This window comes from Streptosporangium sp. NPDC020145, from assembly GCF_040631275.1.
Lineage (GTDB): Bacteria > Actinomycetota > Actinomycetes > Streptosporangiales > Streptosporangiaceae > Streptosporangium.
Map to the genome: position 1 here is coordinate 1 of NZ_JBEXZT010000006.1, position 12,015 is coordinate 12,015.

11 protein-coding genes are annotated in these 12,015 nt (G+C 71.8%); 4 read left to right on the forward strand and 7 right to left on the reverse strand.

The window, feature by feature from the left end:
- The 3 genes from ABZ463_RS13395 to menC all read left to right on the forward strand — a co-directional run.
- Positions 1-398 (forward strand): membrane dipeptidase (locus ABZ463_RS13395; RefSeq protein ID WP_362775921.1); only part of this gene is annotated, 398 nt, incomplete at its 5' end.
- On the forward strand, positions 395-1,201 hold the full coding sequence (locus tag ABZ463_RS13400; protein ID WP_362775923.1) for a GNAT family N-acetyltransferase: 807 nt from the start codon (positions 395-397) through the stop codon (positions 1,199-1,201). The genes ABZ463_RS13395 and ABZ463_RS13400, both read left to right, overlap by 4 nt.
- Positions 1,202-1,281: 80 nt before the next feature.
- The gene (gene menC, locus ABZ463_RS13405) at positions 1,282-2,400 is read left to right on the forward strand and encodes an o-succinylbenzoate synthase (RefSeq protein WP_362775925.1); all 1,119 of its coding nucleotides are present in this window, start codon (positions 1,282-1,284) and stop codon (positions 2,398-2,400) included.
- A 66-nt stretch (positions 2,401-2,466) separates the two neighbouring features.
- Here the strand turns inward: menC and efeB are convergent, their stop codons facing one another.
- The 3 genes from efeB to efeU are packed head-to-tail and all read right to left on the reverse strand — an operon-like array spanning position 2,467 to position 5,775.
- Positions 2,467-3,726 carry an iron uptake transporter deferrochelatase/peroxidase subunit gene (gene efeB / locus ABZ463_RS13410; RefSeq protein ID WP_362775927.1) on the reverse strand — a complete coding sequence of 420 codons (1,260 nt, stop codon included), beginning with the start codon at positions 3,724-3,726 and terminating at the stop codon, positions 2,467-2,469.
- A 43-nt stretch (positions 3,727-3,769) separates the two neighbouring features.
- On the reverse strand, positions 3,770-4,912 hold the full coding sequence (gene efeO / locus ABZ463_RS13415; protein ID WP_352012074.1) for an iron uptake system protein EfeO: 1,143 nt from the start codon (positions 4,910-4,912) through the stop codon (positions 3,770-3,772).
- Between the two features lie 14 nt (positions 4,913-4,926).
- The gene (gene efeU, locus ABZ463_RS13420) at positions 4,927-5,775 is read right to left on the reverse strand and encodes an iron uptake transporter permease EfeU (RefSeq protein ID WP_352012073.1); all 849 of its coding nucleotides are present in this window, start codon (positions 5,773-5,775) and stop codon (positions 4,927-4,929) included.
- 242 nt (positions 5,776-6,017) lie between these two features.
- Between efeU and ABZ463_RS13425 the strand changes: the two genes are divergently transcribed.
- Positions 6,018-6,869, forward strand: coding sequence for a hypothetical protein (locus tag ABZ463_RS13425; RefSeq protein ID WP_362775930.1), 852 nt, complete (start codon positions 6,018-6,020; stop codon positions 6,867-6,869).
- Positions 6,870-6,873: 4 nt separating this feature from the next.
- Here ABZ463_RS13425 and ABZ463_RS13430 read toward each other — a convergent pair whose 3' ends face one another.
- From ABZ463_RS13430 to ABZ463_RS13445, 4 genes are read right to left on the reverse strand one after another with little or no spacing between them, the layout of a single operon-like run.
- Entirely contained in the window at positions 6,874-7,569 is a 696-nt protein-coding gene (locus tag ABZ463_RS13430) for an ATP-binding cassette domain-containing protein (RefSeq protein ID WP_352012071.1), read from the reverse strand.
- Positions 7,566-9,389 carry a dipeptide/oligopeptide/nickel ABC transporter permease/ATP-binding protein gene (locus ABZ463_RS13435; RefSeq protein ID WP_362775933.1) on the reverse strand — a complete coding sequence of 608 codons (1,824 nt, stop codon included), beginning with the start codon at positions 9,387-9,389 and terminating at the stop codon, positions 7,566-7,568. Before ABZ463_RS13435 ends, ABZ463_RS13430 begins: the two co-directional genes overlap by 4 nt.
- A complete protein-coding gene (locus tag ABZ463_RS13440; RefSeq protein ID WP_362775935.1) occupies positions 9,389-10,393 on the reverse strand; it encodes an ABC transporter permease in 1,005 nt (334 codons plus the stop codon). Before ABZ463_RS13440 ends, ABZ463_RS13435 begins: the two co-directional genes overlap by 1 nt.
- On the reverse strand, positions 10,394-11,980 hold the full coding sequence (locus ABZ463_RS13445) for an ABC transporter substrate-binding protein (protein WP_362775937.1): 1,587 nt from the start codon (positions 11,978-11,980) through the stop codon (positions 10,394-10,396). It abuts the gene before it with no gap.
- Positions 11,981-12,015: the final 35 nt, after the last annotated feature.

Below are 12,015 nucleotides of genomic sequence, written 5' to 3' on the forward strand. Positions count from 1 at the left end.
ACCGCAACCTCACCGACGACCAACTCCGCGCCATCGCCGCCACCGGCGGCGTCATCTGCGTCAACTTCTTCGCCCCCTTCCTCGCCGACACCCCCCAACACCACACCCTCGACCGCCTCATCGACCACATCGCCCACATCGCCGCCATCGCCGGCATCGACCACGTCGGCCTCGGCCCCGACTTCGTCCGCGAAGTCATCCACGACACCACCCCACCCTGCTGCGAGGACACCGCCCCCGACGGACTCGACGCCACAGCCGCCATCCCCGGCCTCGACGGGCCGCGTGGCCTGCCCATGGTCACCGAGGCGCTCCTGCGGCGCGGGCTGCCCGAGGAGGACATCCTCAAGATCCTGGGCGGCAACGTGCGGCGTCTGTTCCAGCGGGAACTGCGATGAGCGGGGTCGGGCTCGACGCGACCGCGACCGGGGTCAGTCTCCGTGAGCTCCACCGCCTTGAGGAGCTGGAGGAGGTGTACCGGCTGCTCGTTGAGATCTGGCAGTCGGAGCCGGGCAACGCGCCGATCAGCGTCGAACTGATGCGGGCGCTGTCGCACGCGGGCAACTACATCACCGGGGCCTACCTGGACGGGCGCATGGTCGGGGCCTCGGTCGGCTTCCTCGCCGCCCCCGCCGGACGGGCGCTGCACTCCCACATCACCGGGACCACCCTGGGCAACGGCGTCGGCTTCGCCCTCAAACAGCACCAGCGTCTGTGGGCCCTCGACCGCGGCCTGGACACCATCACCTGGACCTACGATCCGCTCGTGCGCCGCAACGCCCACTTCAACCTGGCCAAGCTCGGCGCCTTCCCCACCGAGTACCTGCCGTCCTTCTACGGCGTCATGGGCGACGCGATCAACGCCGGTGACGAGTCCGACCGTGTCCTGGCGACCTGGCCGCTGACCGTCCCGCACGTCGTCGCCGCGGCGGCGGGCACGCCGTACGCGGTGGACGTCCCGGTGGACGCCGTCGTCGGGCTGCGCGACAGGGACGGCCGCCCCGCGCCCGGCCGTACCGACGCGGAGATCGTGCTGATCGACCTGCCCGCCGACATCGAGACGCTGCGCCACACCGACCCGTCCACGGCCCGCGCCTGGCGCCAGGCCCTGCGCGAGGTCCTCGGCGGCCTGATGGCGCGGGGCGCCCAGGTCGTCGGCTTCCACCGCAAGAGCAGCTACGTCGTCCGGCTCCCCGCCTGACCCCTCAGGACGCTCCGAAGACCGCAGGCACACCACAGCAGGCACATCGCAAAGGAGACGCGGCACCGGCCGCACACATCATGAAGATCACCGGAATCGAACTCCGTCGCATCACGATGCCCCTCATCGCCCCCTTCCGTACCTCCTTCGGCACCGAGCACCACCGCGACACCCTCCTCGTGCGCGCGGTGACCCCGGACACCGAGGGGTGGGGCGAGTGCTCCGCGATGACCGCCCCGCTCTACTCCCCCGAGTACACCGAGACGGCCATCGACGTCCTGCGCCGCTACCTCGTCCCCGCGCTGGTCCCCCACCTGGCCCAGCCCGGCCCCTTCGACATCAACGCCGTCCACCGGGCCCTGCGCCGCTACCGGGGCCACCAGATGGCCAAGTCCGCCCTGGAGACCGCGGTTCTCGACGCCGGGCTGCGCACCGCGGGCCAGTCCCTCGGCTCCTATCTCGGCGCCGCCGTCCCGTCCGTCCCCTGCGGCGTCTCGGTCGGCATCATGAACTCCGTCGAGGCCCTGCTCGACGCCGTCGACGACTACGTCGGCCAGGGTTACCGGCGCATCAAGCTCAAGATCGAGCCGGGCTGGGACCTGGCCCCGGTCCGCGCCGTCCGGGAGCGCTTCGGCCCCGACCTGCTCCTGCAGGCCGACGCCAACGCCGCCTACACCCTCGCCGACGCCCCCCACCTGGCCAAGCTCGACGCCTTCGACCTGCTGCTGATCGAACAGCCCCTGGCCGACGACGACCTCGTCCAGCACGCCCAGCTCGCCAAGCGGATGAGCACCCCCGTCTGCCTCGACGAGTCCATCCACTCCGCCGAGCACGCCGCCGCCGCCATCACCCTGGGCTCCTGCTCGATCATCAACATCAAGCCCGGCCGGGTCGGCGGTTACCTCGAAGCCCGCCGCATCCACGACCTCGCCAGTGCCCACGGCGTGGCCGTCTGGTGTGGCGGCATGCTCGAAACCGGCATCGGCCGCGCCGCCAACGTCGCCCTGGCGGCCCTTCCCGGCTTCACCCTGCCCGGTGACACCTCGGCCTCAAGCCGTTACTACACCACCGACATCACCGCCCCGTTCGTCCTCCAGGACGGTCACCTGCCGGTTCCCACCGGCCCGGGCATCGGCGTCGAGCCCATCCCCGAGCTGCTCGACGAGGTCACGGTCTCCACCGAGTGGATCCCCTTCTGAGCACGCCGTACGGCCCGCGCGCAACCTCCGCGCGGGCCGTCTCCGTACGTCACGGCCGGGCCCGGCTCAGGTGAGCAGGGTCCTGCCCCAGTAGTCTCCGGCGTCGCGGACCCCGCCCGGGCAGGCGAACAGGCCGCTCGACACGTGCTTGATGTACTCGTTGAGCGCGTCGTGCCTGGCCAGGGAGAGCTGGATCGGGACGAACTGGCGGTGCGGGTCGCGCTGGTAGGCCATGAAGAACAGGCCCGCGTCCAGGCGGCCGAGCCCGTCCGAGCCGTCCACGTAGTTGTAGCCCCTGCGCAGCAGGTGGGCGTTGCCGTTGCTGCTGGGGTGGGCCAGCCGTACGTGGGCGTCGGCCTTGATGAACGGCTGTCCCGCCGCGTCCCTGGCGTTGAAGTCGACCGGGTCGAACTCGGCCTTCCTCCCCAGCGGGGCGCCCTCGCCCTTGTCACGGCCGAAGATCTGCTGCTGTTCGTCCAGCGGGGCCCGGTCCCAGGTCTCGACCATCATCCGGATCTTCCTGGTGACCAGGTAGCTGCCGCCCGTCATCCAGTCCTGGCCGTCGCCGGGGGCGACCCACAGCTGCTCGGCGAGCAGCGCCTCGTCCTCCAGCTTGAGGTTGTTGGTGCCGTCCTTGAACCCCATCAGGTTGCGGGGCGTCGCCTGGGCCCGTGAGGTCGAGGAGGTACGGCCGAAGCCGAGCTGCGACCAGCGCACCGAGACCCGCCCGAAGCCGATGCGGGCCAGGTTGCGCACGGCGTGCACGGCGACCTGAGGGTCGTGCGCGCACGCCTGGACGCAGATGTCGCCGCCGGAGATCTCCGGCAGCAGGGCGTCGCCGGGGAACTTCGGCAGCGGGGCCATGGCGGCCGGTCTGCGGGCCGCCAGGCCGAACCTGTCGTCGAACAGCGAGGCGCCGAAGCCGACCGTCAGGGTGAGCCCGGAGGCCGGCAGCCCGAGCGCCTCCCCCGTGTCGTCGGGAGGCGCCTCGGGCAGGCCGCCGACGGCGCCGAAGGTGCCCGCCTCCCTGCCCTGGGTCATCCGTGCCGCGGCGGCCGTCCACTCCTGCATCAGCTCGTCGAGCTCGGCCTTCTTGTCGGTGATGACGTCGAAGGCGACGAAGTGCAGCCGGTCCTGGGCCGGGGTGACGATGCCCGCCTGGTGCTCGCCGTAGAAGGGCACCGCGTCGGTGGCGGAGGCGACACGGGCCGCGGTCGGGCCCTGCCCGCCCTCGCCCGCCCGCAGCGCGACCACACCCGCCCCGGCCGCCGCGACCCCCGCCGCGCCCAGGCCGAACAGCTTCCTGCGGCTGATCCGCTCACTCATGCCTTCTCCTCAGTCCGGCCCGCGCCGCAGGCGACGGTCCCGGTTACTTCGCGACGATCGCGGCGATCTTGCTGATCGGTTCGGCCAGCGCGTTGATCGAGTCTGACAGCTTCTTCAGTTCGTCCTTGGACAGCTCGGTGTGGAGCTTCCATCCGTCGCCCGCGCGGTGCGTGCCGAGCTCCGCCTCGGTCGCGGCGAACCTCTCGTCAAGTGTCTTGACCAGGTCGGGAGCCCGCTCCTCAAGCACCGGCCTGAGCGCCTGCACGGCGGCCTTCGAACCCTGCAGGTTGGCGTCGAAGTCCCACAGGTCGGTGTGCGAGTAACGGTCCTCCTCACCGGTGATCTTGCCGGAGGCCACCTCGTCCAGCAAGCCCTTGGCGCCGTTGCCCAGCAGAACCGGGGAGATCTCGGCGCCGTTGGCCTTGTCCACGATGGTCTTGATGTCGGCCATCAGCTTGTCGGCGACCGGGCCGTCCTTGCTGACGTCCTTGGTGACCCAGAGGTCCTTCTCGATCTTGTGGAAGCCGGTCCACTTCTCGCCCTCGGCCAGGTCGTTCTCCCGGGCGTCGATGGCCGGGTCGAGGTCGCCGAAGATCTCCGCGACCGGCTCGATCCGCTCCCAGTAGGTCCGCGCGACCGGGAAGAGCGCCTTGGCCTTGTCGATGTCACCGGCCTTGACCGCGTCGACGAACTCCTGGGTCTTGGTCAGCAGAGTGTCGCTCTGGGTCTTGATGTAGCGCTTGTAGCCCGCCGTCGCCTCGGCCAGCTTGGCGTCGTCGCTGAGCGGCTTGTGCTCACCGGTCACCTTCAGCGGGCCCCTGATGCCCTTGCCGGTCATGCCCGGCTTGCAGGCGGTCTCGTAGGCGCCCGCGGGCAGCTCGACGATCACCTCACGGGTCAGGCCGGGCACGATGTTCTCCACCTCGCCCATCACCCGGTCACCGGGGGCGTAGACGTAGAACTCGGTCACCTTGCTGCCGGCGTTGGTGATCGTGAAGGTCGAGGTGCCCGCGGTGACCTCGGTGACCGCGACCTTGCACTCGGTGTCGTTCGCGGCGACGGCGATGGGGCCGCCCGCCGAGCTGCTCGCCGCCTGCGGGCTCGCGGCGGGGGTGCCGCCGCCTGAGCAGGCGGTCAGGCCCGCCATGGCGAGGAATCCGATGGCGACGACGATGGGAGTACGCATGTTGAACCCTGGTTTCATGCCGCGGGACGCGGGTCGGAGACGGAGAGGGGCGGGGAGGCGGGCCGCTTGCGCTGGGGCCGCAGGAAGAGGAAGAGGGTGGGCACGACGTAGAGGAGCCAGGCGGCGGTCTCCAGCACGCTCGGCTGCGGGGTGATGTTGAACATCCCGGACACCAGCGCGCCGTACCAGGAGTCGGCGGGCATGACGGAGCTGATGTCGAAGGCGTAGGTGGACAGGCCGGGCAGGATGTTGGCCTCCTGCAGGTCGTGCACGCCGTACTTGAAGATGCCCCCGGCGACCAGGATCAGCAGCAGGCCCGTCCAGGTGAAGAAGACGGTCAGGTTGATCCGCAGTGCGCTGCGGTACAGGCCCCAGCCGAGGGCGACGGCGGTGAGGATGCCCAGGGTGATGCCGATCAGCGGGCTCGCCGACGTCGTCGCGCCCTGCACGGAGGCGAAGAACAGCAGGGCGGTCTCCAGCCCCTCGCGGGCCACGGCCAGGAAGGACATGACCACGACGGCGCCGGTGCCCACCTGGATGGCCTCGTCCAGCCTGGCCCGCAGCTCACCGGAGAGGGAGCGGGCGGCCCGGCGCATCCAGAAGATCATCCAGGTGACGAAGACCGTCGCCAGCAGTGAGGTGACGGCGTCGAACATCTCCTGCTGGCCGTGGCTGAGGTGCGCCGCGGTGAAGGTCAGCAGGGCGCCGAACCCGATGGAGAGGGCGACGGCCACGCCGACGCCCGCCCAGACCTGGGGAAGCCGGTTCTTCCTGTCGCTCTTGACGAGGAAGGCGACGAGGACGGAGACGACGAGGGTCGCTTCGAGGCCCTCTCGCAGTCCGATGAGGTAGCTGGCGAACACCTGGACTCCCGGGAAAACTACGAAGGCTTACCTAATTTAGGGCAGGGCAACCTTACTCTCCACACGAGGATGCTCCTTTTCCGGTCCCCGGTCGAGTTTCCCTTCCGGATGGTTTCGGTTCACCACGACGTCGCCGAAGAGGCCGGGGCGCCGGTTTCCGGTCCGCTTTCCGAAAACGGCGCTGTTCTCCGTCCGGACCGGCCAGCACACTGGGGCCGAGAGGATCCGAGAGGAGGACGCCCGTGGACCCCACATCGGCCAGACGTCTCTGGCGGTCCGTCGAGCCGTTGCACGCCGCGGTGTACTTCACGCCCGAGCCCGCCGAGGCGGCCAGGGCGCTGGGGCTGCCGGGGTGGTGGGCGGGTTACCTCACCGGGCGGGTCGCGCCGCTCGGCCCGCTCGACGCCCCCGCCGCCACGGCCGTGCTGTACGGCTTCGCCCCCGGCAGGGTCGCCAGGGCGCTTCCCGGCGCCTGGGCCCACGCCTCTCCGGGGGACGTGCTCGCCGCCCGGATCGACGCCGTACGCGCCGTGCTGGAACGGGCGCTGCCACCCGGCCGGGACGGTCTGGAACGGCTGGCGTCGCTGCTGGAGACGGCGGCCGGGGCGTGCCGTTTCGACGGCAGGCCGCTGGCGGCCGGGTGGTCCGGCGTCCCGGCTCCCCCTGACCCCGTGGGGCGCCTGTGGCTGGCGGCGACGGTGCTCCGTGAGCACCGGGGGGACGGGCACGTCATCGCGTCGGTGCACGCCGGGCTGCGGGGACTGGACGCCATCCTCACCCACGTGGCCACCGGGGCGATCACCAGGGAGTCCATCCAGATCAACCGGGGCTGGAGCGACGAGGAGTGGCGGGAGAGCCACGACGGGCTCACCGCCAGGGGGCTGCTCGACCGCGCCGGGCGGCTGACCGGGTCCGGTGAGCGGCTGCGGCGCGAGATCGAGGACGCCACCGACCGGCTGGCCGCCGACCCGGTCACCGCCCTCGGGGAGTCCGGCCTCAAGGAGGTCGTCGCGCTGGCCGCCCCGCTCGGCAGGCACCTCGTCGACACCGGTGTCGTCCCGGTGCCCAACCCGATCGGCGCCCCCAGGCCGTGACGTCTCAGGAGGTACGGCCCAGGCGGGGGACGGCTTCGAGCAGGGAGCGGGTGTAGTCGTGCCGCGGGGCGCCGACGACCTCCTCGGTCGGCCCCGTCTCCACCAGCCTGCCCTGGTGCATCACCGCGACGACGTCGGAGACGTAGCGGACCACGGCGAGGTTGTGCGAGATGAACAGCATCGACAGGCCGAGTTCCTCGCGCAGCGAGCGGACGAGGTTGAGCACCGCGCCCTGCACGGAGACGTCCAGGGCGGAGGTGATCTCGTCGGCGACCAGCAGCTCCGGCCTGGCGCCCAGCGCCCTGGCGACGGCCACCCGCTGCCGCATGCCGCCCGACAGCTCGCGCGGGTAGCGACCGGCCAGGGCCGCGGGCAGCGAGACCAGCGAGAGCAGCCGCTCGACCTCGGCCCGGCGTTCCGCGCGGGGCAGGCGGAGCCCCTCGCCGACCGAGGCGCCGACGGTCATCCTGGGGTCGAGGGAGGCGTAGGGGTTCTGGAAGACCATCTGGATGCGCCGCGGATCGGCCCCGGTGATCTCCCCCCGGTACGGCACCAGCCCGGTCACCGCCTTGGCCAGGGTCGACTTGCCCGAGCCGGACTCCCCGACCAGCCCGACGATCGCCCCCGGCGGGATCTCCAGCGTGACGTCGTCGACGGCGGTGAAGGCGCCGAACCGCACCGTCAGGTTCTTGATGATCATGAGGCCTCCCAGCAGGCGACGCGGTGCGCCTTGCCGTACGGGACGAGGGGCGGCAGTTCTGCGCAGCGGTCGCTGGCCAGCTCGCAGCGGTCGGCGAAGGCGCAGCCGGAACCGACCTCGGCCGGGGCGGGCTGACGGCCGGGGATGCTGGCCAGCGGCAGGGACCTGTCGGTGTCCATGTCGGGCAGCGAGGCGACCAGCGCGCGGGTGTAGGGGTGCGCGGCGCCCGTGGCGAGCTGCTCGACGGGCAGTTCCTCGACCACCCTGCCCGCGTACATGACGACGACCCGGTGGCACAGCTCCCCGACCACGGCGATGTCGTGGGAGATGAACAGGGTGGCGGCGCCGGTCTCCGCGGTCACCTGGCGCAGCAGGCGCAGGATCTGCCGCTGCACCGTCACGTCGAGCGCGGTGGTCGGCTCGTCGGCGATGATGAGCCGTGGCGTGCCCATCAGGCCCATCGCGATCACCACGCGCTGGCGCATGCCGCCGGACAGCTCGTGGGGGTGCTGGCGGGCCCGCCTGGCGGGTTCGGGGATGCGCACGTGGTCGAGGCGGTCGACCGCCCGTTCCCAGGCCTGGGCGCGCCCCGCCCCCTGGTGCACGGTGGACACCTCGGCGAGCTGGCCGCCGATCCGCAGCGCGGGGTTGAGGGAGGCCATCGGGTCCTGGAAGACCATGGCGAGCGAGGTGCCGAGCAGCTTGCGGCGCTGCTGCTCGGTCAGGTCGTCGAGGTCGGAGCCGCACAGCCGCAGCCTGCTCGCCGTCACCTCGCCCGGGTAGGGCACCAGGCCGCCGACGGCCGAGGCGGTCAGGCTCTTGCCGCTGCCCGACTCGCCGACCAGGCCGACGATCTCACCGGGCGCGATGGTCAGCGACAGGCCGCGGACCGGGGTCACGCCGCCGGGGAAGGTGACGGTGAGGTCGCGCACCTCCAGGACGGCCTCGGGGTCGGGCTCGGTCTCCTGCCGGGGTACGGCCGCGCCCGCGGGGGCGGCCTTGACCGCCGCGCCGCCGCGTGCCGCGGCCCTGGCCAGGGCGTCTCCGAGCAGGTTGAACCCGATGCCCGCGAGCGCGACCGCCACGGCGGGGCCGAGGGCGACGGCCGGGGTGTCGTAGATGCGGCCGAACCCGTCGAACAGCAGACGGCCCCAGTCGAACGACGGAGGCTGCACGCCGAGCCCGAGGAAGGACATCCCGGCCAGCGCGAGCAGGGCGTTGCCCAGCGCCTGGGTGAGGTTGAGGATCAGCGGTTCGGCGATGTTGGGCAGGATGTGGCGGGTCATGACCCGCATCCGGGGCACGCCGAGCATCCTGGAGGCCGCCACGTAGTCGGCGCTCGCGACGGAGGCGGCGAGCGTCTGGGTGAGCCGCGCGAAGCCGGGCGCGAGGGCCACGCCGATGCCGAGCACGGCGCCCTTGGCGCCCAGCCCGGAGATCACCGCGGTGAACATGGCCAGCAGCAGGCTGGGGAAGGCGACCAGGGCGTTGACCGTGCCGGTGACCAGGCGGGCGCCCCTGCGGGGCAGCACCGAGGGCAGCGCGCCGAGCACGACGCCCGCGGCCGCGCCGATGAGCGTGGTCAGCAGGGCCAGGACGAGGGAGAGCCGTCCGGCGACGAGCACCCTGGCCAGGATGTCCCGGCCCAGGTTGTCGGTGCCGAGGAGGTGTTCGCCCGAGACCCCCTGGAGGATGGCCGCCGGGTTGATGCGCTCGGCCTCCGCCCCCCAGATCGGCGGCCCGATGACGGCGAGGACCACCATGAGCGTGACCAGTATGGTCCCGGCGAGCCCGGCCGGGGTCCGCAGCAGGTGCCGCATCAGGTCTCCTTCAGGGCGGAGGTCGGGTCGAGCAGGCCGAGCAGCACGTCGACGAGCAGGTTCACCACGAGCACGATCGCGCCGTAGACGAGGATCACGCCCTGGGCGACGGGATAGTCCTTCTGGGTGATCGACTCCACGATCCGCAGGCCGAGACCGGGCCAGGCGAAGACGTACTCGACCAGCACACTCCCGGCGATCAGGCCGGTGAGCAGCAGGCCGCCGATGGTGAGGGTCGCGGTGAGCGTGTTGGGCAGGACGTGCCGCAGGTGGATCCGGGCGGAGGGCAGCCGTTTGGCACGTGCCAGCCGTACGTAGTCGCTGCCGAGTTCGCGCAGCGTCTCCACCCGGGAGATGCGGGCGATCATCGCGGCGGGGGCGATGGCCAGGGCCAGGACGGGCAGCACGTAGGACTCGGGGCCGCCCTTGCCCGCGGGCGGGAACCAGCCGAGACCGATGGCGAACAGGGCCACCGCGGCGATGGCGTAGAGGAACTCCGGTATCGCGACGGCCGTGCCGGTGGCCGAGGTGAAGGCCGCCTCGGTGCCCCGGTTGCGGCCGTTCTCCGTACGGACCCCCGCCCACATGCCGAGCGGGACCGCCACCAGCAGGGCGACGACGGTCGCGAGCAGGGCCAGCGCCAGGGTGTTCGGCAGCCGGGAGGCGATGACCTCGCCGACCGGCTCCCCGCTGAGGAAGGAGGTGCCGAAGTCGCCGGAGACCACGTGGCCGACGTAGGAGGCGAGCTGGGTGAGGATCGGCTGGTCGAGACCGAGGGCCGCGCGCCTGGCCTCCACCAGTTCGACCGGGGCCGCCGGGCCGAGCGAGGCGCGCACCGGGTCGCCCGGGATGAGGTGGATCATCGCGAACGACGCGACGAGCAGCACGGCCAGTGAGATCACGAAACGGACGAGGTGCCGCAGCACGAACGCCCCTCGCGCACGGCCCCGGGAGCCGCCGTCCGTGGACGGGCGGCGGCCCCGCAGACGAGGGATGACGGCCACTCAGCCCGCCTCGGTCATCCGGATGGAGGTCGGCACGAACGTGCCCGCCACCATGTCGAATGTGGCGTTCCGCTTGGCGATGAGCATGGTGGTGTCCACGGCGGGCACCAGGTCGGAGGCCTCGAACAGGGCCGACTCGGCCTGGGACCAGAGCTTGCAGCCCTCCTCGCCGGGCTTGGTCACGGCCTCGGCGACGAGTTCGCTGTAGCGCTGGTTGCTCAGGTGGGCGAAGTTGGCGCCCTTGGGGGCCGCGGGGCCGGACAGGAACCCGACGAGCTGGGTGGGAAGCGTGACCCCGATGGGCAGCCAGACCACGTCCCAGTCCTGGGCGGCGTTGAGCGACTCCGACAGCTTGGTGTCGATGACGCCGTTCAGCGTGACCTCGACGCCCGCCTTCTTCCAGGACTGGGCGAGGTACTCGTTGGCGGCCTGGGTCGCCGCGCCCTTGGTGGTGATGTACAGCAGGCGCAGGCTGAGCCGCTTGCCGTCCTTGACGCGGATGCCGTCGGCTCCGGCCTTCCAGCCCGCCGCGTCCAGCGCCGCGGCGGAGGCCGCCGGGTCGAACGCCGGGACGTGGCCGGTGACGCTGTCGCCCTGGCAGGGCTTGGGGTCGCCGACCAGCCCGGTCGCCGGCCGTCCCGTGCCGCTGGTGGCGATCCCGGCCAGTTCGGGGAGGTTGATCGCCTGGGTGAGCGCCTTGCGCACCGCCGGGTCCTTGGCGGGCCGGTCGTCGCCCTGGTGGTAGAAGAACTGCCCGTTGCCCGCCGACGCGATCGTCTTGCCCATGCCCGGGGTGGCCTCAAGACGCTTGCGGTCGGCGCCGTAGACGATCGCCCCGTTGATGTCGCCGGAGATCAGCATGTTGGCGGCGGTCTGCTCGTTCGGCACGACCTTCAGCACGACCTTCTCCGGCATGCCGGACCCCTTCGTCGCCGCGCCACCCGGCCCCCAGACGTAGTCCTCACGCAGCTTGAAGGTGTAGTGGTCGCTGGGCACCGCCTCGGTCAGCGTGTACGGCCCCGAGCCCGAGGAGGCGTGCGCGATCGAGGAACGGTCCTTGAGTCCCTTGCCGCAGACCACGAACATCAGCGTGGTGCTCTCCAGGATGAAGCTGAACGGCTGGGGCGTGGAGAGCGTCACGGTGCCCGCCGCGTCGTCCGCCTCGGCCTTCATCCCGGCGGGGACGAGCACGCCGTACACGGGGGACTGCGTCGCGGGGTCGGCGATGTGCCTGACGTTCTCGGCCACGTCGGACGGGGTGAGCTTGGAGCCGTCGGAGCAGGTGACGTCCTTGCGCAGGGTGAAGGTCACCGAGTCCGGCTTGACGTCCCACTTCTCGGCGAGCCTGGGCAGGAGCTTCCCGTCCGGGGCGTAGGCGACCAGGGTGTCATAGGCCAGCGACAGCGTGGTGTTGGTGACCCCGAGGATGCCCATGGCCGGGTCGAGCGCTCCGGGATCGGCGCTGAGCGCGAAGGAGAAGGTGCCTCCCGCCGCGGCCTTGCCCGAGGGGCCGTCGGAGGTGCCGCCACAGGCGGTCGCGAGCAGGCTCAGGGTGGCGAGAGCGGCCACCGCTCCTGTCTTTTTCATCGAAGCTCCTTGAGCGTGGATACCCCGTCCTTCAG